The organism is Faecalibacterium sp. An122, from assembly GCF_002160895.1.
Taxonomy (GTDB): domain Bacteria; phylum Bacillota; class Clostridia; order Oscillospirales; family Ruminococcaceae; genus Faecalibacterium.
In genome coordinates this window covers 17,309-38,826 of record NZ_NFLL01000007.1, presented here as the reverse complement: position 1 = coordinate 38,826, position 21,518 = coordinate 17,309, and the positions used below count along the sequence as shown (strand labels likewise).

General features: G+C 60.7%; 14 protein-coding genes. 11 read left to right on the top strand and 3 right to left on the bottom strand.

The window, feature by feature from the left end; all coding sequences use genetic code 11:
- Positions 1 to 79 precede the first annotated feature (79 nt).
- Positions 80 to 295 carry a hypothetical protein gene (locus B5E67_RS15425; RefSeq protein WP_143405397.1) on the bottom strand — a complete coding sequence of 72 codons (216 nt, stop codon included), beginning with the start codon at positions 293 to 295 and terminating at the stop codon, positions 80 to 82.
- A 57-nt stretch (positions 296 to 352) separates the two neighbouring features.
- On the opposite strand from B5E67_RS15425, the gene dnaN reads away from it, so the two are divergent.
- From dnaN to B5E67_RS06595, 8 genes are all read left to right on the top strand, one after another.
- Positions 353 to 1,459 (top strand): DNA polymerase III subunit beta, encoded by a 1,107-nt coding sequence (dnaN, locus tag B5E67_RS06630; protein WP_087246805.1) that lies wholly within the window; start codon positions 353 to 355, stop codon positions 1,457 to 1,459.
- Between the two features lie 14 nt (positions 1,460 to 1,473).
- Positions 1,474 to 1,689: an RNA-binding S4 domain-containing protein gene (locus B5E67_RS06625; RefSeq protein WP_087246807.1), complete on the top strand. Its 216-nt coding sequence runs from the start codon at positions 1,474 to 1,476 to the stop codon at positions 1,687 to 1,689.
- On the top strand, positions 1,689 to 2,792 hold the full coding sequence (locus tag B5E67_RS06620; RefSeq protein ID WP_087246809.1) for a DNA replication/repair protein RecF: 1,104 nt from the start codon (positions 1,689 to 1,691) through the stop codon (positions 2,790 to 2,792). Before B5E67_RS06625 ends, B5E67_RS06620 begins: the two co-directional genes overlap by 1 nt.
- Before the next feature lie 23 nt (positions 2,793 to 2,815).
- Entirely contained in the window at positions 2,816 to 3,085 is a 270-nt protein-coding gene (locus B5E67_RS06615; RefSeq protein ID WP_087384154.1) for a DUF370 domain-containing protein, read from the top strand.
- A gap of 285 nt (positions 3,086 to 3,370) precedes the next feature.
- A complete protein-coding gene (gene gyrB, locus B5E67_RS06610) occupies positions 3,371 to 5,359 on the top strand; it encodes a DNA topoisomerase (ATP-hydrolyzing) subunit B (RefSeq protein WP_087246813.1) in 1,989 nt (662 codons plus the stop codon).
- Positions 5,360 to 5,449: 90 nt separating this feature from the next.
- Complete coding sequence (gene gyrA / locus B5E67_RS06605; RefSeq protein WP_087246814.1) at positions 5,450 to 8,035, top strand: DNA gyrase subunit A; 2,586 nt, start codon at positions 5,450 to 5,452, stop codon at positions 8,033 to 8,035.
- Between the two features lie 439 nt (positions 8,036 to 8,474).
- On the top strand, positions 8,475 to 9,053 hold the full coding sequence (locus B5E67_RS06600) for a manganese efflux pump MntP family protein (protein ID WP_087384151.1): 579 nt from the start codon (positions 8,475 to 8,477) through the stop codon (positions 9,051 to 9,053).
- A gap of 139 nt (positions 9,054 to 9,192) precedes the next feature.
- On the top strand, positions 9,193 to 12,213 hold the full coding sequence (locus tag B5E67_RS06595) for an ABC transporter ATP-binding protein/permease (RefSeq protein WP_087384148.1): 3,021 nt from the start codon (positions 9,193 to 9,195) through the stop codon (positions 12,211 to 12,213).
- Positions 12,214 to 12,782: 569 nt separating this feature from the next.
- Here B5E67_RS06595 and B5E67_RS06590 read toward each other — a convergent pair.
- A complete protein-coding gene (locus B5E67_RS06590) occupies positions 12,783 to 13,442 on the bottom strand; it encodes an RluA family pseudouridine synthase (protein WP_242956834.1) in 660 nt (219 codons plus the stop codon).
- A 1-nt stretch (position 13,443) separates the two neighbouring features.
- Positions 13,444 to 13,992 (bottom strand): NUDIX hydrolase, encoded by a 549-nt coding sequence (locus B5E67_RS06585; protein ID WP_087246820.1) that lies wholly within the window; start codon positions 13,990 to 13,992, stop codon positions 13,444 to 13,446.
- Between the two features lie 438 nt (positions 13,993 to 14,430).
- Here B5E67_RS06585 and nifJ point away from each other — a divergent pair, with 438 nt between their 5' ends.
- From nifJ to mgtE, 3 genes are all read left to right on the top strand, one after another.
- The gene (gene nifJ, locus B5E67_RS06580; RefSeq protein ID WP_087384145.1) at positions 14,431 to 17,976 is read left to right on the top strand and encodes a pyruvate:ferredoxin (flavodoxin) oxidoreductase; all 3,546 of its coding nucleotides are present in this window, start codon (positions 14,431 to 14,433) and stop codon (positions 17,974 to 17,976) included.
- Between the two features lie 462 nt (positions 17,977 to 18,438).
- The gene (locus B5E67_RS06575; protein ID WP_087384142.1) at positions 18,439 to 19,146 is read left to right on the top strand and encodes a hypothetical protein; all 708 of its coding nucleotides are present in this window, start codon (positions 18,439 to 18,441) and stop codon (positions 19,144 to 19,146) included.
- A gap of 718 nt (positions 19,147 to 19,864) precedes the next feature.
- Positions 19,865 to 21,451: a magnesium transporter gene (gene mgtE, locus B5E67_RS06570; RefSeq protein ID WP_242956831.1), complete on the top strand. Its 1,587-nt coding sequence runs from the start codon at positions 19,865 to 19,867 to the stop codon at positions 21,449 to 21,451.
- Positions 21,452 to 21,518 lie beyond the last annotated feature (67 nt).

Here is a 21,518-nt window from a genome sequence, read left to right as displayed (position 1 = left end):
AAACCCGGGGCCTCTCCCCTGCTTTTGTCCAAAACGGGCCGGAGGGCCGGAGAAGTTCTCCACTTTTTACACCGAGTTTTCAACATTCAACTTTTCTTTTCCACAGCGCCTGTGAAAAACCTGGACGCCAACCCCGATTCCACCAACTGTCCACAAACCCTTCACAATCTGGTGGAAAAGCAAAACCCCTGTCAGGAAAAGGAAAATCCGAGTTTTCCACACAATCCCCAGCCCCTACTACTTTTACTGCAACAAGTTTAATAGAGAGGCGCTGACGCACCTCTTTTTGATCCAAACGGCCGGTCTGCCCAGACGCCCCGGCCAATAAGAGCAAGCAAAGGGAGAACATATCTTGAAAATCATCTGTGATAAGACACTTTTGAGCGCCGCCATCGACGGCGTCTCCCGGGCGGTGACCCTCCGGTCCACCGTGCCGGTGCTGGAAGGCATCCTGTTGAAAGCTGAAGGTTTCACCCTGACCCTCACCGGCTACGACCTGGAGCTGGGCATCGTCACCACCATCGAGGCCAACGTCCTGGAGCCGGGCGAAATCGTGCTGAATGCCAAATTGCTCAGCGACATGGTCCGCCGGATGCCGGCCGGACAGATCAACATCTCGGTGGCTGACAACGGAAAAACAACGATCCAGGGTGGAGTTGCCCAGTTTGAGATCCAGAGCATGCCCGCCACCGATTTTCCCCAGCTGCCCAACACCGGCGCCGAGGAAACCCTCACCATCAAGACCGGCACCTTCCGGGAGATGGTGGAGCGGACCCTGTATGCCGTCAGCCAGGACGAAAAACGCCCCGCCCACACCGGCGAGCTGTTTGAAATCGGCACCGAGAGCCTGACGGTGGTGGCCCTGGACGGTTTCCGGCTGGCCATCGTGGAGCGGAAAGTCCCCGCCAACAAGGAAATCCGCATCATCGTCCCCGGCAAAACCATGAACGAGGTGCTCCGGCTGCTGGCCAACGACGATGAGGCCGAGGTCCGCATCTGCGCCAACCGCCGCTATGTGGTCTTTATTACAGCGGGTTATACCATCATGAGCCGCCTGATCGAGGGCGAGTTCCTGAACTACAAGAACGTCATCCCCGAGGGCTACCGCACCCAGGCGGTGCTGGACACCAAGGGCTTCATCGAGACCATCGAGCGTGCCTCTCTGATTATTACAGAGCGTTTAAAGAACCCCCTCCGCATTACTTTTACAGAGGGTAAAGTCATCGTCCGCTGCCAGACCAGTCTGGGCCGCGTGGTGGATGAATTTGCCGCCGCCTGTGAGGGCGAAGAGGTTGAAATCGGTTTCAATAACCGCTACCTGCTGGACGCCCTGCGCAATGCCCGGACCGAACAGGTCCGCATCCAGCTGAGCGGTCCTCTGAGCCCGGTGAAGATCCTGCCGGCCGAAGGGGAAGATTTCCTGTATCTGGTGCTGCCGGTGCGGTTCCGGAACGATTGAGGAGGCTTGTGGGTATGGAACGGGTTGTGATTCACACCGAATATATCAAGCTGGACGCCCTGCTGAAATTTGCGGGCCTGGCCGAGACCGGCGGCGAGGCCAAGGAGCGGATTCAGGCCGGCGAGGTGCTGCTGAACGGCGAAGTCTGCACCATGCGGGGCAAGAAATGCGTGCCCGGCGACACCATCCAGCTGGACGGCCGGACCGTCAAAATCGCTGAGGGACAGTAATGCGCCTGGCTTCACTGACCCTGGAAAATTACCGCAACATCGCCGCGGCCTCCCTGGTGCCCGGGCCTGAGCTGACCGTCATCTGCGGCAACAACGGCCAGGGAAAAACCAACCTGCTGGAGGCCGTCTGGCTTCTGACCGGGGGCAAGAGCTTCCGCGGCGGCAAGGACATCGAGCTGATCCGGCGGGACGCCCCTTTCGCCGCCCTGGAGGCGGTCACCGTGGGGGACAACGGCAAGGAAAACCAGATCCGCCTCACGGTGGGCGCGGCCGGGACCGAGCGCCCCGGCCGTTACGCCGTCTGGAACGGCGCCGCTCCCAAGCGGGCCTCCAGCCTGGCGGGGAGCTTTCCGGCGGTGGTCTTTGATCCCGGGCATCTGAGCCTGGTGAAAGGCCCTCCCGACGGCCGGCGCCGCTTTCTGGATGCGGCTCTGTGCCAGCTCTACCCCGGCTATCTGGCCCTTTACCGCCGGTATACCCGGGTTCTGCAGCAGAAAAACAGCCTGCTGCGCCGCTCCTCCAGCCAGCCGGAAATTCCCCTGCGGGAAAAGCTGGATCTGCTGGAGGTGCTGAACCTGGAACTGGCCCGCTGCGGCGAGGAAATCCAGAGCCGGCGGCGGGACTATCTGGCCCTGCTGTCCCCCATGGCGGCGGATAATTACCGGGAACTGTCCCGGGGCGCCGAACAGCTTTCCATCCGGTATGAGGCTCAGTTTGAGCCGGGCGGGATGGCCCAGCTGCTGGCCCGCCGCCGCGACGAGGAACTCCGGGCCGGTCAGAGCCTCTGCGGCCCCCATCGGGAGGACCTGGCTCTGGATCTGGACGGCCAGCCTGCCCGCAGCTTTGCCAGCCAGGGCCAGCAGCGCAGCGTGGTGCTGAGCCTGAAAATGGCCGAGGCCGACGCCTCCGCCCGGATCACCGGGGAACGGCCGGTGCTGCTGCTGGACGACGTCCTCAGCGAGCTGGACGAGGGCCGGCGGGCCTATCTGCTGACCCGGATGCGGGAGCGGCAGACTTTTGTTACCAGCTGCGACGACGCGGCCCTGCTCCATACCGACGGCGTCATCTGCCGGATGGAGGGCGGCGTCCTGACGCAGCTTTAGCCTTTCAGAGAGGGAGGCAGACCATGTATCTGCATCTGGGCCGGGACTATGTCCTGAACAGCCGGGACATCATCGGGATTTTCAGCCTGGAGACCACCACCGTGTCCCCCCGGGGACGCAGCTTTCTGGAGTATGCCCAGAAAAACGGGGCGGTGGTCAGCTTGTCGGACGAACTGCCCCAGAGCTATGTTCTGGCCGACAGCCCGGTGGACACCGTCTATTTGTCCGAGCTGTCCAGCGCCGCTTTGCGCCGCCGCGCCGAGCAGCCCCTGCCCGACTGGGCCGGAGACTAGGGTGTATCTGAAAACTCCTCAACGCTGTCTTATTCTGCCCCAAAGCGCATCTGCCGCGTTGCAGTCGCTTGCATTCCACAAAGGAGTGCGGCGCTCCTGCGCCTTGCAGCTGCATCTTTGGGGCGAATGATCCAGCATTTCTGAATTCTCAGATACACCCTGAGGCCCGAAACGCAGATTTTTGCCCTTTTCAGCGCAGGTTTTTCCCGCTGAAAGGACACACTGACATCCACCGCGAAAAAACGTTTGAATAGAAGCAAATCTGATACAAGAGGGAGAGATACAATGGCAGAGGATATCATCACCGGCGCCGACACCGCCACCGACCACGAGTACGACGGCAGCGAAATTCAGGTCCTCAAGGGCCTGGAAGCAGTCCGCAAACGGCCGGGTATGTATATCGGCTCCACCGGCGAGCGGGGCCTGCATCATCTGGTCTATGAGATCGTGGACAACTCCATCGACGAGGCCCTGGCGGGCCACTGCGACCACATCGAGGTCAAGATCAAAGAGGGCGACATCATCGAGGTCACCGACAACGGCCGCGGCATTCCGGTGGGCGTACAGCCCGACACCGGCCTGCCGGCCGTCACCGTCGTCTTTACCATCCTGCACGCCGGCGGCAAGTTCGGCGGCGAGAACTCGGGCTATAAGGTCTCGGGCGGCCTCCACGGCGTGGGCGCCTCGGTGGTCAACGCCTGTTCCGAATGGCTGAACGTCCGGGTCCGTCGGGATGGCAAGGAATACGAGCAGACCTTCCGCCGCGGCGACCCCGACGGCCCCCTCCACGAGGTGGGCGACGCACCCGAAGGCTCCACCGGCACCCGGGTCACCTTCAAACCCGACCCCGAGATGTTCAAGGAGACCACCGTTTTCAGCTTCGACACCCTGGAAAAGCGTCTGCGGGAGGAGAGCTTCCTGAACGCAGGCCTGAAAATCACCCTGACCGACGAGCGGGAGCTCTACACCCCCATTCTGGAGGACGGCCAGGAGGGCGAGCCCTGCTTCCGGCAGGAGGTCATGTGCTATGAGGGCGGCATCCGCAGCTTTGTCAGCTACCTGAACGAAAAGCGGAATCTGGAAGTGCTGCACCCCAACGTGATCTATCTCTCGGGCAAGACCGAGCGGGCCGAGGCGGAAATCGCCATGCAGTACAACACCAGCTACAATGAGCTGCTGCTGAGCTTCGCCAACAACGTCAACACCCCCGACGGCGGCACCCACGAGGAGGGCTTCAAGTCCAGCCTCACCCGCGTGTTCAACGACTATGGCCGCAGCCACGGCCTGCTGAAGGACAAGGACGAGAACCTGTCCGGCTCGGACGTTCGCGAGGGCCTGATCTGCGTCATCTCGGTCAAGCTGCAGGAGGCGGAGTTTGAGGGCCAGACCAAGGCCAAGCTGGGCAACACCGAGATCCGCACCCTGGTGTCCAACATGGTCTACAGCAAGCTGACCGAGTTCTTTGAGGAGAACCCGGCGGTGGCCAAGGCCATCTTTGAGAAGGCCACCCAGGCGGCCCGCGCCCGCGCCGCCGCCAAGAAGGCCCGGGAACTGGTCCGCCGCAAGAGCGTGCTGGAAAACAGCCGGATGCCCGGCAAGCTGGCCGACTGCCGCGAAAACGACCCCTCCAAGACCGAAATCTTCATCGTCGAGGGCGACTCGGCCGGCGGCTCGGCCAAGATGGGCCGCGACTCGGCCATCCAGGCCATCCTTCCCCTGTGGGGCAAGATGCTGAACGTGGAAAAGGCCCGGGCCGACAAGATCTACGGCAACGACAAACTGATGCCGGTGGTGCTGGCTCTGGGCTGCGGCATCGGCGATGAGTTCGATATCTCCAAGCTGCGCTACGACAAGGTGTTCATCATGGCCGATGCCGACGTGGACGGCTCCCATATCTGCACCCTGATGCTGACCTTCTTTTTCCGGTATATGCGGCCCCTGATTGAGCAGGGCCACATCTACGTCGCCCAGCCGCCCCTGTTCCGGGTGCAGAAGGGCAACGTGGTCAAGTATGCCTACAACGAGAAGGAAATGGCGGCCCTGAGCCAGGAAATGCCCGGCGCCAAGGTCAACCGCTACAAGGGCCTGGGCGAAATGAACCCCGAACAGCTGTGGGAGACCACCATGAACCCCGACAACCGGGTCATCGTCCAGATCACCATCGAGGACGCGGAGAAAGCCGACGAGGCCTTCACCATCCTGATGGGCGACCAGGTGGAGCCCCGCCGCCGCTTCATTGAGAACAACGCCCAGTACGCACGGCTTGACGTATAACCAGGCGGAATACGGAACAAACCCTGCGGCCCGCCGCCGGATTCCCACCCGGAACAGCCGGCGGCCCTGCGCCGCTCTTTTGGAGGAACTATGGAAGAAGATTACGTCATGATACCCGGCACCGGGACCAAGAAAATCATCCGGGACGTCAAGAAAGAAATTGAGACCGCCTTCCTGGATTACTCGATGTCGGTCATTGCCTCCCGTGCTCTGCCCGACGTGCGGGACGGCCTCAAGCCGGTTCACCGCCGCATCCTGTTTACCATGCACGAGCGCGGCAACGACCCCAACCATCCCTACCGCAAGTCGGCCGACACCGTCGGCGCGGTGCTGGGCTCCTATCACCCCCACGGCGACGCGTCGGTCTACGACGCCATGGTCCGTCTGGCCCAGGACTTCTCCCTGCGCTACCCGCTGGTGGATGGCCAGGGCAACTTCGGTTCGGTGGACGGCGACCCCCCGGCTGCTTACCGTTACACCGAGGCCCGCATGAGCCGGATGGCGGTGGAAATGCTCACCGACATCGACAAGGATACGGTGGACTGGGACCCCAACTACGATGAGACCAAGAAGGAGCCCCAGGTGCTGCCCTGCCGCTTCCCCAACCTGCTGGTCAACGGCAGCCAGGGCATCGCGGTGGGCATGGCCACCAACATCCCGCCCCACAACCTGGGCGAGGTCATCGACGGGTGCATCGCCTACATCGACAACCCCGACATTGACCTGGCGGGCCTGATGGAGCACATCAAGGGACCCGACTTCCCCACCGCCGGCATCATCATGGGCCGCAGCGGCATCCGCGCCGCCTACGCCACCGGCCGCGGCAAGATCACCCTGCGGGGCCGTGCCGTCATCGAGGAAAAGAAGAATGGCCGGTTCCAGATCGTCATCACCGAGATCCCCTATATGGTCAACAAGGCCCGGCTGATCGAGAGCATCGCCGACCTGGTGAAGGACAAGCGGATTGAGGGCATCACCGACCTGAACGACGAGACCAACCGCAAGGGTATGCGGGTGGTCATCGACCTGCGCCGGGACGCCAACCCCCAGGTGGTTCTGAACCAGCTGTACCGCTACACCCAGCTTCAGGACACCGTGGGCGTCATCATGCTGGCCATCGACCACAAGATCCCCCGGGTGCTGACCCTCAAGCAGATGATCGCCAAGTACGTCGAGTTCCAGGACGACGTCATCCGCCGGCGCACCGGCTATGACCTGAAGAAGGCCCAGGAGCGGGCCCACATCCTGGAAGGTCTGAAAAAGGCCACCGACATTGTGGATGAGCTGATCGCCACCATCCGCGCCTGCAAGGGCGGCATGGCCGAGGCCAAGGCCGCCATTATGGAGAAGTTCGGCTTTGACGATCCCCAGGCCGACGCCATCGTGAAACTGCAGCTGGGCCGTCTGGCCGGCCTGGAAATCCTCAAGATCGAGGAGGAGCTGGCCGCCCTGCAGAGCAAGATCGACGACTGGCAGGCCATCCTGGCCGACGACCAGCGGGTGCTGGCCATCGTCAAGGAGGAGCTGCTGGAAATCAAGCGCCGCTTTGGCGACGAGCGCCGCACCGAGATCGAGACCGTCACCGGCGAGGTGGATATCGAGGACCTGATCGCTGAGGAACAGTGCGTCTACACCCTCACCGAGGCCGGCTACGTCAAGCGCCAGCCCAAGGCCATCTATCAGGCCCAGCACCGCGGCGGCCGCGGCATCCTGGGCATGACCCGGAAGGAAGAGGACATTGTCCAGGAAATGTTCGTGGGCTCTACCCATGACTATGTCCTGTTTGTCACCGACCGGGGCCGCCTGTTCCGGATCAAGGGCTATACCATCGCCGAGGGCAGCCGCACCAGCAAGGGCGCCCATATCGTCAACCTGCTGCAGCTGGCCGAGGGCGAAAAGGTCACCAATATGCTGCGCCAGGCCGCCAAGGACAGCGGCGAGGACGGCTTTGTCACCATGGTGACCCGTCAGGGCCTCATCAAGCGGACCCCCCTCAGTCAGTACGCCAACATCCGCAAGAGCGGCCTGATTGCCATTTCCCTCAACGAGGGGGATTCCATCGCCTGGACTCGCCTTACCACCGGCAACGACACCCTGATTGTGGCCACCCGCAACGGCCAGGCCATCCGCTTCTATGAGAGCGACGCCCGGCCCATGGGCCGCGGCGGCCACGGCGTCCGGGCCATCCGACTGGAGGAAGGGGACGAAGTGGTGGGTGTCTCCATCTGCCGTGAAGGCGCCACCGTCCTGACCGTCACCGAACAGGGCAAGGGCCGCCGGAGCCAGATCGAGGACTACCGCCTCACCGGCCGCGGCGGCAAGGGCGTGCGCAACTACGACGCCTCCAAGGACAAGGTGGCCGGCATCAAGATCGTGGACGACATCGACGATGTGCTGCTCAGCAGCCAGGAGGGCGTCATCATCCGGATGCACGCCGCGGATATCACCATCCAGAGCCGCTACGGCAGCGGCGTCCGGGTCATGCGCCTGGGCGACACCGACCGGGTGACGGTGGTGGCCCGCACCGACCACGACGACGAGGCCGAGACCGCAAAGCCCGAGGCCGACACCGCCGACGGCGAGCCCACCGCCGAGGAAGTGGCCGCTCTGGAGGCCGCAGAGGCTGCCGAAGCCGCCGCGGAAACCCCGGCCACCGATACCGACACCGAGGAATAACCTTCCCCGCCGCCGGATTGTTTCCCATACCGACCCAAGCCCCCGCCCGGACCCCGGACGGGGGCTTTTTGGCGTCCTTTGGCCGGTTTCCGCCCAAATCCGCGCCGAACCCAAAAAAGCCGCGGCCCCCACGGTTTCTATGGACAAACCCCGGAACCATATGATATCCTAGGGCGGAACAAGCAAAACATCCATGAGGGAGTAGCGGGCGCCGGCTGCAAACCGCCGGCGCGGCAAGTCAACATACTGGCCGTCGGACGGCCTGGCTTGCCAGAGGGGACGCCGGTCAGGGCGTGCCCCTATTGCGAGACTCATGTCCTCAGCACGCAGGTGCTGTGTACATGGAGTCTGCCTTTTTGGGAACAACGGATCGATGGACACAGCCCGCGGGGCTGTGTCCGTTTTTTATGCTGCTTGTCAGGAATGGAGGAACTGTAAAATGACCTGGAGTCTGCGTTTTTTTGTCAACAGCCTGCTTTTGGGCGTGGGCCTGGCCATGGATGCCTTCTCGGTGTCCATGGCCAACGGCCTGCATGAGCCCTGCATGAACCGCCGCCGGATGGGAACCATTGCGGGGGTGTTCGCGGGGTTCCAGGCCCTGATGCCCCTGCTGGGCTGGATCTGCGTCCACACCGTTTTGCAGCTGTTTGAGGGCTTTACCGTCTTTATCCCCTGGATTGCCCTGCTGCTGCTGTGCTACATCGGCGGCAAAATGCTGCTGGAGGGCATCAAAAGCAAGGAGGACGAGGAGTGCGAAGGGGTCAGCAAGGGCGGTTTGATCCTGCAGGGCATCGCCACCTCCATCGACGCGCTGTCGGTGGGCTTCACCATCGCCGAGTACGGCCCCCTGATGGCGGTGGTCTGCGCCGCCATCATTGCGGTGGTGACCTTTGTGATCTGCTGGGGCGGCCTGGTGATCGGCCGCACCTTCGGCACCCGCCTGGCCGGCAAGGCCTCCATCCTGGGCGGCGTCATCCTGATCTTTATCGGCCTGGAGATTTTCGTCTCCTCCCTCTGAGGCGGGGCAGCGGCCGGAAAAAAGTTTTTACAAAAGGACCGTCTGTAGATAAAAAACGTTCATAATTGTAAGGTATACTACAGAGGTTCCCATCTTTTGACTGGCTTATACTGCAGAAGGAAAGTGAAAGTAATCCGCCATGCTTGAATTACGCAACATCAAGAAAGATTACCCCATGGGCGCTACGGTGGTTCACGCCCTGAAAGGGGTGAGCATCCAGTTCCGGCGCTCGGAGTTTGTGTCCATTCTGGGCCCCTCGGGCTGCGGCAAGACCACCCTGCTGAACATCATCGGCGGCCTGGACCAGTACACCGACGGCGATCTGATCATCAACGGCCGCTCCACCAAGTCCTTTCAGGACCGGGACTGGGACGCCTACCGCAACCATTCGGTGGGCTTTGTGTTCCAGAGCTATAACCTGATCCCCCATCAGACCGTTCTGCGGAACGTGGAACTGGCCCTGACCCTGTCCGGCGTCAGCCGGGCCGAGCGCCGGGACCGGGCGGTGGAGGCCCTGGAAAAGGTGGGCCTGGGCAATCAGCTGTTCAAGCGGCCCAGCGAGATGTCGGGCGGCCAGATGCAGCGTGTGGCCATTGCCCGCGCCATCGTCAACAACCCCGACATCATCCTGGCCGACGAGCCCACCGGCGCTCTGGACACCGAGACCAGCGTCCAGGTGATGGAGCTGCTGAAGGAAATCAGCAAGGACCGCCTGATTGTCATGGTCACCCACAACCCGCCCCTGGCGGAACAGTATTCTTCCCGCATCATCCGGGTGCTGGACGGTCAGCTCACCAGCGATTCCAACCCCCTCACCCCCGCCGAACTGGAGGCGGAGCGGGCGGCCGATGCCGCCGAGGTGGAGGCCAGCCGGGGCAAAAAGATCCGCAAGCCCTCCATGTCCTTTGCCACCTCTTTCGGCCTGTCCCTGAAAAATCTGTTCACCAAAAAGGGCCGCACCACCCTGACGGCCTTTGCGGGGTCCATCGGCATCATCGGCATCGCCCTGATTTTGTCGGTGTCCCAGGGCATGACGGATTATATCAACGTCATGCAGGAGAACGCCCTCTCCTCTTACCCCCTGTCCATTCAGGCCACCAACATCAATTTGACCAGCCTGATCCAGACCTTTATGAACCTGCGCACCGAGGAGATCGACCACGGGCTGGACGCGGTCTATGAGCGTCCGGCGGTGCGGGAACTGGTGACGGCCATCAACAATCTGGACGTGGCCCAGAACGACCTGAAATCCTTCAAGCGCTATCTGGAGGACCAGCTGGCCGACCTCGAATCCCCCCTGAGCGGGGCCCTCAGCGGCATCCAGTATTCCTATGCCATCAGCCCCCAGGTGTACACCAAAAACACCGACGGCCAGATCATCCAATCGGACACCACCCAGATGATGCAGAAACTGCTGGTGTCCATCATGGGTACGGACGCCATGTCCTCTCCCTGGATGGCGGGCATGACCGGGGACAGCTCCTCCATGAGTTCCATGATGGGGATGTCCTCCATGATGGGCGGCGGCATGATGACCCTGTGGCAGGAGCTGCTGCCGGGGGACAACGGCGCCCCGGTCAACGACCTTTTGACCCGCCAGTATGACCTGGTGTACGGCGCATGGCCTTCCAGTTACGACCAGGTGGTGCTGGTGGTGGACGAAAACAACGAGCTGGACGACATGACCCTCTACGCCCTGGGCCTGATCCCGGAGGACGAGATGATGGCCCTGGCCGACGGCGAGGCCACCGCCTCCGACCGAAAGGACCAGTGGAGCTATGAGGAGATCTGCGGCAGCGATTTCCGTGTGATTCTCCCCTCCTCCTGCTACAGCTACGACGAAGCCACCGGCCTCTACACCGACCTGCGGGAGAGCGAAGCGGGCCTGAAATACCTCTACGACAACGCCCTTAAACTCCACGTCAGCGGCATCATCCGGAAAAAGCCCGATGTGGAGACCACCATGATTTCGGGCAAAATCTGCTATACCTCCGGCCTGATCGACTACATTGTGGAACAGGCCGAGCAGTCGCCGGCGGTGCAGGCCCAGAAGGCCAACCCGGACCGGGACGTGCTGACCGGCCTGCCCTTTGCCTCCCGCGCCGACAGCCTGACCAAAGCGGAAAAGGAACAGGAGCTGCGGGCCTATATTGACAGCCTGGACCAGGCGGGCCAGGCTCAGGTCTATGTGACCATCATGAGCCAGCCCGACACCGAATTCATTGCCCAGCAGGTGGATTCCATGCTGGCGGACATGACCCGGGAGGAGATGCTCTCCACCCTGTCCTCGGTGCTGACCCAGCAGATGAGCGTCAGCCAGGAGCAGATTGACAGCTATGTGGCGGACATGAGCGACGAGGAACTGAAGTCTACCTTCTCCCAGATGCTGACCGCCCAGCTGGAGAGCCAGTATTCCCAGCAGGTGAGCCAGCAGCTGGCCGCCCTGCCGGATTCCCAGAAGGTCAACGCCCTGAAGCTGGCCATGGACGGCTACACCCCGGACCAGTGGGCGGCCTACTATGAAGTGGTGATGGAGTTCTCGGAGTCCACCTACGAGGACAACCTGACCACCCTGGGCTGCATTGATCTGGATTCTCCCACTGCCGTCAACCTCTACGCCGCCACCTTTGAGAGCAAAGCCACGGTGGAAGATGTGATTGCGGCCTACAATGAGGGCATGGACGAGCTGCACCAGATTTCCTACACCGACTATGTAGGCCTGATGATGTCGGCGGTGACCTCCATCATCAGCGCCATCACCTATGTGCTGATTGCCTTTGTGGCCATTTCCCTGATTGTCTCCTCCATCATGATCGGCGTCATCACCCTGATTTCGGTCCAGGAGCGGACCCGGGAGATCGGCATTCTGCGGGCCATCGGCGCATCCAAGCGGGATGTATCGGTGATGTTCAACGCCGAGACGGTCATCATTGGCTTTGCCTCGGGTCTGCTGGGCGTGGTGGTGACCTATCTGCTGTGCATCCCGGTGAACATGGTGCTGCATTCGGTGACCGGAATCCAGACCCTGAATGCGGTTCTGCCTTTGCCGGCGGCCATCATCCTCATTGCCATCAGCATGTTCCTGACCCTCATCTCGGGCCTGATCCCCTCCCGCAGCGCCGCCAAAAAAGACCCCGTCGTCGCCCTCCGCAGCGAATAACCTACTTTTCTGGAAGAAAAGTAGGCAAAAGACTTTTCAATGGGTACCATTCACTCTGGCCGCTCTTTACGGGGTGACAGATGGTTGCAGACCATGCCGCGCTCACGTTAGGTTTGGCAACGGCGGCGACCGCGTCCAGTGGACGAAACAGGGAGCCGCCGTTGGCGCAGCGCTCCAATTTTCACAAGGGCATTCATGCCCGCAGAGAAAATTGGCTAAGCGCAAGAGGGTTCACTGGGTACCATACAGTTTCCGGGTCTCCGGCGGTTCCGCGGAGCCGTTACGTTTCGGCTTGCTTGTTACGTTTGGAGCTGCGCTCCGGTACGATGCAAAGTTTCCTGATAACCTGGTTTTCTAACCCTCTAACCCGTAGAAAAGCTCTATAAAATCAAAAATCCCCGCTCCTTTTGGTGGAGCGGGGATTTTCATTTTTAAGCATGATTTTTGACATTGTTTTTGGCCGGAGAAACGCATGGTATAGAGAATGTACCCTGTGTTTCAGCCCTTGGGGGCGGCGGCGCAGCCGCGGGGGAAATGCCCCCCGCCTCAGGCGGGTGCCAAGCTTTTTTTCAAAAAAGCGGGAAGGGGGAGCATGGGGGCGCAGGGAGGGTGAACACCAGGGGCTGGCCGGTTTCAGGATGGCTGAAGGCCAGACGGGCGCTCTGAAGGGCGATGGCGCCCTTGTACCGGCTCCCGTACTTGCCGTCGCCCCAGAGCGGATGGCGCCGGGATGCAAACTGTACCCGGATCTGATGGGTCCGTCCGGTTTCCAGCTGGATTTCCACCAGGCTCAGAGGCCCCTGTTCCCCTTCCCGGGTGTCCAGAATGCGGTAGTTCAGCACCGCTTCCCGCACCCCTTTCCGCAGCCGCTTGACCGGGTACACCCGGCCCGCACGGCTGTCCTTGAACAGATAATCCCGCAGCTGTCCGGCCCCAGGCAGGGCCTCGTCCGGGCCGCCGGCAATCACCGCCCGGTATTCCTTGCGGAAGGTCCCCGCCTGCACCTGGCGGCTGAGGGCGGCGGCCGCCTCAGGGGTTTTGGCGCAGACCATCAGGCCTGACACCCCGGCGTCCAGCCGGTGCACCAGGCCCACAAAGGCCTCCGGATTCCCCCACAGTTCCCGCAGGGCCGCCGGCAGCTGATGTTCGCTGTCCATGCCGGCGGGCTTGTCCAGGACAATGATCTGCCCGTCCTCGTACACCGGGGAAGAAATGTGCTTTGCCTCCACCTTACAGCCGCCCTTCGTCCAGCAGAGCTTTGAATTTCAGGATGCCCGCCACCGTCTTGGCGTCCTTGATCTCTCCCGACAGCACCATCTCATAGGCCTTTTTCAGGGGCACCCGCTCAGGGGTCAGGAACTCGTCGTCGTCCAGGTGCATATGGGCCGGATGCAGGCCCCGGGCCGCCCAGATGTAGATGATTTCGGTATCATAGCCCACGGTGGGATAAACTTCGCCCAGGGAGATGTACTCGTCGGCGGTGACGCCGCACTCCTCGGTCAGCTCCCGCTGGGCCGCCACAAAGGGGTCCTCCCCGGCTTCCAGCTTGCCGGCAGGCAGCTCCCACAGCTCCTGCTGCATGGCATAGCGGAACTGACGCACCATGCAGATGGTCCCGTCCTCATAATAAGGCAGGATGCAGGCCCCGCCGTGGTGGTGCACCACGTCCCGCAGGGCGGTTTCTCCGTTTTCCAGCAGGGCGGTGTCCCGGGTGACGGTGATGACCCGCCCTTCATAGACGATTTGGCTGTCGATCTTTTTCTCGAAATGCGTTTCCATGGGAAGCTTCCTTTCTTTCATGTGTGGACAGAAACAGCGCGGCGGCCCGTTGATTTTTATGAGTCGTCCGCCGGTGGAAAACAGGTTGAAACGGTGGAGAAACAGCCGGTCTGTTCTCCTTTTCAGTTTACCCGGGCCGCGGCGGCCTGTCAACCGCTCTTTGCCCGCAAGATGTATCCAAAAGCGCAAAAGCCCCGGCATGGCCCATGTGAAAGTATAAAAACCTCACAAATTTTTATGAGAATTCTTGGTGTGTTTTACCAGAAGGATTGCGTTTACTTTGGGGCGGGAATTTGCTATTATAATAGATGAACAATTATGCCCATCCGGCGGCGGCCCTGCCGGCGGCAGTTGTTCGGCAAAGTCCCCAAGGCAGTCTGACGGCCTTCCATGCCGACCCGGCAGGCAGCCTTAATAAAAAGTAATGGAGGAAGAAAAATGCCTAGAGCAAAGCAAACCATGGATGGCAACACCGCGGCCGCGCATGTAGCTTATGCGTTTACCGATGTTGCTGCCATCTATCCGATTACCCCTTCTTCTCCGATGGCTGACTCCGTGGACCAGTGGTCCGCAGCAGGCCAGAAGAATATCTTCGGCAACCAGGTCAAGGTTGTTGAGATGGAGTCTGAGGCCGGTGCAGCTGGCGCCGTTCACGGCGCTCTGGGTGCTGGTGCCATCACCACCACCTTCACCGCTTCTCAGGGTCTGCTGCTGATGATCCCCAACATGTACAAGATCGCAGCCGAGCAGCTGCCCTGCGTCTTTGACGTGTCGGCCCGTACCGTCGCTACCCAGGCCCTGAACATCTTCGGTGACCACAGCGACGTCATGGCCTGCCGCCAGACCGGCTTCGCTATGCTGGCCGAGAGCTCGGTCCAGGAAGTCATGGACCTGTCCCCCGTCGCACACCTGTGCGCCATCGAGGGCCACGTTCCCTTCCTGAACTTCTTCGACGGCTTCCGCACCTCTCACGAGTATCAGAAGATCGAGAAGTGGGACTACGCCGACCTGAAGGAAATGTGCAACATGGAGGCTGTCGAGGAGTTCCGCAAGAACGCTCTGAACCCCGAGAACCCCAAGATGCGCGGCTCCCACGAGAACGGCGACGTCTTCTTCCAGCATCGTGAGGCCTGCAACTCGGTTTACAATGCGCTGCCCGCCATTGTCGAGAAGTACATGGCCAAGATCAACGAGAAGATCGGCACCAACTACGATCTGTTCAACTACTACGGCGCACCCGACGCTGACCGCGTCATCGTCGCTATGGGCTCCATCTGCGACGTGGCCGACGAGGTCATCGACTACCTGAACGCCCGCGGCGAGAAGGTCGGTATCATCAAGGTTCGCCTGTACCGTCCCTGGGTCTCCGCTTCCCTGCTGAAGGTTCTGCCCGAGACCGCCAAGAAGATCGCTGTTCTGGACCGCACCAAGGAGCCTGGCTCTCTGGGCGAGCCCCTGTACCTGGATGTGGCTACCACCCTGCGTGAGGCCGGCAAGAACGACGTCACCGTCATCGGCGGCCGCTACGGCCTGGGCAGCAAGGACACTCCCCCGTCCTCGATCTTCGCTGTCTACACCGAGCTGACCAAGGATCAGCCCAAGGAGCGCTTCACCCTGGGCATCACCGACGACGTGACCTTCCTGTCTCTGCCCGAGGTCAAGCCCGCTCCCATCACCGCTGCAGAAGGCACCAAGGAGTGCAAGTTCTGGGGTCTGGGCGGCGACGGCACCGTCGGCGCCAACAAGAACTCGGTCAAGATCATCGGCGACCATACCGACAAGTACGTTCAGGCTTACTTCCAGTATGACTCCAAGAAGACCGGCGGCGTCACCATCAGCCACCTGCGTTTCGGCGACAAGCCCATCCGCAGCCCCTACTACATCAACCAGGCTGACTTCGTGGCCTGCCACAACCCCGCTTACGTCAACATGGGCATGAAGATGGTCCAGGACGTCAAGCCCGGCGGCGTCTTCATGATCAACTGCCAGTGGACCGATGAGGAGCTGGGCCGCCACCTGAACGCCGAGGCCAAGAAGTACATCGCTGACAACAACATTCAGCTGTACACCATCAACGCCATCGACAAGGCCATCGAGATCGGCATGGGCAAGCGCACCAACACCATCCTGCAGTCCGCTTTCTTCAAGCTGGCTGAGGTCATGCCCATCGATGACGCCATCAACTTCATGAAGCAGGCTGCTCAGAAGAGCTACGGCAAGAAGGGCCAGGACGTCGTTGAGATGAACTGGAAGGCCATCGACGCCGGCGTTGACGCCATCCACAAGGTGGACGTCCCCGCAAGCTGGTCCAACCCCGAGGCCGATCCCGCTCCCAAGGAGCTGGCTGGCCGTCCCGAGCTGGTCAAGCAGATCCGCGACGTCATGGAGCCCATCGCCCGTATGGACGGCGACAGCCTGCCTGTCTCCGCCTTCGCCCACAACGCCAACGGTCAGTGGGAGCAGGGTGCTTCGGCTTATGAGAAGCGCGGCACCGCTGTCACCGTCCCCGAGTGGGATGCTGCCAAGTGCGTCGGCTGCAACCAGTGTGCATTCGTCTGCTCGCACGCAACCATCCGTCCCTTCCAGCTGACCGCTGAGGAGCTGGCTGCTGCTCCCAAGCAGACCAAGAGCCGCGACAACCGCCCCGCCAACGAGTACAAGTTCGTCATGGCTGTTTCTCCGCTGGACTGCATGGGCTGCGGCGAGTGTGTCACCGTCTGCCCCACCAAGGCTATCACCATGGTGCCTCAGGAGAGCCAGGCTGCCGAGCAGGAAGTCTTCGACTACTGCGTCGCCAACATCTCCAAGAAGCCCAGCAAGTTTGCTGACGATACCGTCATCGGCTCGCAGTTCAACCAGCCGCTGCTGGAGTTCTCGGGCTCCTGCGCAGGCTGTGCTGAGACCTCTTACGCACGTCTGATCACCCAGCTGTTCGGCGAGAAGATGTACATCTCCAACGCCACCGGCTGCTCCTCCATCTGGGGCGGCACTGCTGCGATCTCTCCCTACACTGTCAACAAGGACAGCGGCCACGGCCCCGCTTGGAACAACTCCCTGTTCGAGGACAACGCTGAGCACGGCCTGGGCCTGTACCTCGGCCAGAAGACCATCCGCGAGAACCTGATCCGCGAGATCGAGGAGATCGTCAACTCGGATAAGGCTTCGGACGAGCTGAAGGCTGCTTACGCCAAGTTCACCGAGACCAAGAACAACACCCGCGCCAACGACGAGCCCGCAAAGGCCCTGATCGCTGAGCTGGAGAAGGCCGCTGCTGCTGGCTGCGAGAAGTCCGCTGAGGTCCTGAAGAGCAAGCAGTACATCGCCAAGAAGTCCGTCTGGATCTTCGGCGGCGACGGCTGGGCATACGACATCGGTTACGGCGGCCTGGATCACGTCCTGGCTTCCGGCGAGGACGTCAACGTGATGGTCTTCGACACCGAGATGTACTCCAACACCGGCGGACAGGCTTCCAAGGCCTCCAACATCGGTGAGGTCTGCCAGTTCGCTGCAGCCGGCAAGGAGATCAGCAAGAAGAGCCTGTCCGAGATCTGCATGACCTACGGTTACATCTACGTCGCACAGATCGCTCTGGGCGCCAACATGAACCAGGCCATCAAGGCTATTTCTGAGGCTGAGGCTTACCCCGGCCCGTCCCTGATCATCGGCTACGCTCCCTGCGAGCTGCACGGCATCAAGGGCGGCATGACCAACTGCCAGAACGAGATGAAGAAGGCTGTTGAGGCCGGTTACTGGAACCTGTTCACCTTCAATCCCGCTCTGAAGGCTCAGGGCAAGAACCCCTTCACCCTGACCTCCAAGGCCGTTGACGCTGAGAAGTACCAGAACCTGCTGGCTACCGAGACTCGTTACAGCCGTCTGAGCCGCGCCTTCCCCGACCGCGCCAAGAAGCTGTTCGACGACAACCAGAAGGCTGCAGAGGCTCGTTACGAGCACCTGACTCGCCTGGTCGAGCTGTACAAGTAAGCCGCCAAACGGCGGCGGGCATTTCCCCCGCGGCTGCGCCGCCGCCCCATAGGGGCTCTTAAGGGATAGGCCCGTCCACCGAGGCTGAACTTACTCCAAAGGCAAACAAAGTACCCCGTCTGTCTGAAAAGGCAGGCGGGGTACTTTTTGTGTTTGGGGAGATGTTTGGGGGTGAGTTGACGTCCCCTGTTCCCCGCGGTGCACTATGAAAAGGGCGGGATCTCCTGCCTTGGATTCTTCGCGCTCCAGAGAAATTTCCTCCGCCTCTCCCGTCCGCAAAACATCTTGTATCCAAGATGGACCTTCCCCAACTATAGAAAATAAAGCAAAAATGGGAAAATTTGAAATCGGGTCTTGACACCGGGGGGGGTATGGTATTATAGGCACACAAAGGAAAGGACCTTCCTTTGAAACCTGTTTTGGGTCTCTATCTTTTACACCATTAAGGAGGAAAAATTCATTATGAAACTCAAGAAGATTGCTTCTCTGATGCTCGCTGGCGTTATGGCTGTCAGCATGCTGGCTGGCTGCAAAGGCAATGGCACCAACGATGCTGGTTCTTCTAGCAGCGAGCAGACCGTTGTTTCCGGTTTCTCTGCTACCCTGGCTGCCAAGCTGGGTGATACAGTTGATGAAGACTATATCTCTGTCAAGGATAATGCTGCTGATGTCACTGCTCTGGAGAAGGCTCTGAACTACATCAGCGAGCCCACTCTGCAGGATCTGGCGGAAAAGAAAACTGTACAGAATCTTGGTGACCATAGTGGCAAGGCTGACGTTGCTAACATGATTGCCGACTTTATGGATCGGGCAGGTTTCACTCTTGACGATGGCAAGATTGGCGTAGATGGTCTCGATATGACTTACTACGCTGAGAACCATGGCTACGACAACCGCACTGTTAAAGATGGTACCATCTATATTGTTAATGGCGCTGTGGGCGAAGATGAGGCTGTGAAGCTGGTTGCTGCCGAGGTTAAGGAGGTTCTTCAGGACGAGGACGCTCTGCCTAAGCACAATGATATTACTGCTGGTCAGGATAAATATGATTACGAGTATGTGATCTCTGCCAGTGTTGCAACCAAGGCTCTGGACGACACTTATGTTGGCGCTGCTAACTCTGTTGTCTTCGTTGCTGTGACCGTTACCCGCACTGCTAGTGCTGACTAATCTGTTCCTTTACTTATAACATCCCCGGCAGCACCATGGCCGGGAGCTGATATAAGGGGCCTTTGAACAAGAGACCGTTTGGAGGCTCGGGTAAATAACCCATCCGATGTGGCGACAAAGGGGAATAATTAACCACTATTCCTTCTGTTGTTGATCGCACCAAAACAAAAGAACTTTTGCGTCACGAAAGATAGGGTCCCTCTGCGAGGGCCGGCTCTCACGAGCTGGCCCTCGCATTGTTTGTTGTACGGGGAAACGTATAGAATAGAGAATGTACCCTGTGTCCAGAGCCCTTGGGGGCGGCGGCGCAGCCGCGGGGGAAGTGCCTCCCGCCTCAGGCGGGAAAAGTAGGGGGTTGACCGAGTCTAAATGGTGCGTTATAATCAGACTAGCGACAAAACTGGGAGGTGAACGCAGAAAGATGGACCCGGATCATAGTAGATCCGAGCGGTACAGCGCATCGGAAAATGAAGAAGCTGCGTTCACCCGCAGGGAGAACGAGAAGGAATAAAACGGCGCCGGGGGCCAGTATGCCCGGGCGCAGTTTGGTGTGAAGGATGGAGGGGAGCCTGTGGGCATCCCCTGTTCCCGTCTGGACACATGGCGTGAGCGCAGCCTGCGCGGCGGAAAGACTTTCCGCCGCCTGTTGGCTGCGCCTTTTTATATCCCGATGGACTGTACCCTCCTGTGATAGTTTGTGATGGAGGAGATAGAACCCATGGATAAGAGAGAAAAAAAAGAAGTGTTGGACCAGGAAATGATGGAGCATCTGGAACAGATGCCCGCCCAGGAACTGCCCGACGATATTCCCGCCGAAGTGCGTGAACAGCTGGCCCGGGATCTGAACGACGCCGAGGCCGCCGAAGACCTGCGCCAGGACGTGCGGGACGCCGAAAAGGAAGAGGCCAAGGAGGCCCCTCCCGCCCCCAATGAGCTGACCAAGAGCCGCCTGCTCAAGCTGCTGGTGAAAAAGCAGTACCTGAAACTGCGCGAAGTCACCGAGGACGTCCAGCCCGCCGACCTGGCCGAACTGCTGGAAGAACTGGACGAAAACAACCGTCTGGTGGTGTTCCGGCTGCTGAAAAAGGAAGTGGCCGCCGAGGCCTTCACCTATATGTCGGACGACGCCCGGGATGACCTGGTGGAGGCCTTCTCGGATGTGGAGCTGATTGCGGCCATCGAGGAGATGAGCCTGGACGACGCCGCCGACCTGCTGGAAGATATGCCCGCCAGCGTGGTCAAGCGGGTGCTGGAGAAATCTTCCTCCCAGACCCGCGAGAGCCTGAACAAGCTGCTGAATTACCCCGAAAATTCCGCCGGCAGCCTGATGACCCTGGAATATGTCCGCCTGCGGAAAGATATGGATGTCCGGGGCGCGTTTGCCGCCATCCGGCAGCAGGGCGAACAGGCCGAGACCCTGTACACCTGCTATGTGGTGGAGAAAAACCGGCTTCTGGGCGTTGTGTCGGTCCGCAGCCTGCTGCTGGCCGACCTGGATACCCCCATCACCGAGATCATGGACGACAACGTCATCGCGGTGCGGGTCACCGACGACCAGGAATACGTCTCCCGTGAGATGCAGCGGTATGACTTCACCGCCATGCCGGTTCTGGACAACGAGGGCATGTTCGTGGGCATCATCACCATCGACGACGCCATCGACGTTCTGACCGAGGAGTCCACCGAAGACATGCAGAAGATGGCCGCCATTCTGCCGGATGACGAGGCCACCACCTACTTTGGCACCAGCGTCTGGACCCACGCCAAACAGCGTATCCCCTGGCTGATGATCCTGATGCTGTCGGCCACTTTTACCGGCATGGTCACCACCCACTACGAGGAGGCCTTTGTGGCCCTTCCCCTGCTGGTTTCCTTCATGCCCATGCTGATGGACACCGCCGGCAACTGCGGCAACCAGGTCAGTACCCTGATGGTCCGCGGCCTGGCTCTGGGCGAGGTCAGCCCCGGGGACTTCCTCAAGGTCCTGTTCAAGGAGCTGCGGATTTCCGCCCTGGTGGGCACAGTGCTGGGCCTGGTGAACGGCCTGCGCATCTGGCTGATGTACGGCGTCCTCTACGCCGGCATGTATGAGAACGTGCCCGGCTATGTGCTGGTGGTCAGCCTGTCGCTGTTCCTGAGCGTCATTCTGGCCAAGCTGGTGGGCGGTATCCTGCCTCTGGGCGCCAAGAAGCTGGGCTTCGACCCCGCCATCATGGCCACCCCCTTCATCACCACCATCGTGGACGCCTGCAGTCTGATCCTCTACTTCCAGATCGCCATGCGGGTATTCCACAACATGATGTGAGCCTCACCCCCAAAAGAACCCAAAACACCCCTGCATCCCGAGGGATGCAGGGGTGTTTTTTGTCTGT

Excerpts from the sequence above, each read along its gene's own strand:
- B5E67_RS06625 (WP_087246807.1), top strand. The coding sequence starts at position 1,474 with ATGGAACGGGTTGTGATTCACACCGAATATATCAAGCTGGACGCCCTG.
- B5E67_RS06620 (WP_087246809.1), top strand. The coding sequence starts at position 1,689 with ATGCGCCTGGCTTCACTGACCCTGGAAAATTACCGCAACATCGCCGCG.
- B5E67_RS06615 (WP_087384154.1), top strand. The coding sequence starts at position 2,816 with ATGTATCTGCATCTGGGCCGGGACTATGTCCTGAACAGCCGGGACATC.
- gyrB (WP_087246813.1), top strand. The coding sequence starts at position 3,371 with ATGGCAGAGGATATCATCACCGGCGCCGACACCGCCACCGACCACGAG.
- gyrA (WP_087246814.1), top strand. The coding sequence starts at position 5,450 with ATGGAAGAAGATTACGTCATGATACCCGGCACCGGGACCAAGAAAATC.
- B5E67_RS06600 (WP_087384151.1), top strand. The coding sequence starts at position 8,475 with ATGACCTGGAGTCTGCGTTTTTTTGTCAACAGCCTGCTTTTGGGCGTG.
- B5E67_RS06595 (WP_087384148.1), top strand. The coding sequence starts at position 9,193 with ATGCTTGAATTACGCAACATCAAGAAAGATTACCCCATGGGCGCTACG.
- B5E67_RS06585 (WP_087246820.1), bottom strand. The coding sequence starts at position 13,992 with ATGGAAACGCATTTCGAGAAAAAGATCGACAGCCAAATCGTCTATGAA.
- nifJ (WP_087384145.1), top strand. The coding sequence starts at position 14,431 with ATGCCTAGAGCAAAGCAAACCATGGATGGCAACACCGCGGCCGCGCAT.
- B5E67_RS06575 (WP_087384142.1), top strand. The coding sequence starts at position 18,439 with ATGAAACTCAAGAAGATTGCTTCTCTGATGCTCGCTGGCGTTATGGCT.
- mgtE (WP_242956831.1), top strand. The coding sequence starts at position 19,865 with ATGGATAAGAGAGAAAAAAAAGAAGTGTTGGACCAGGAAATGATGGAG.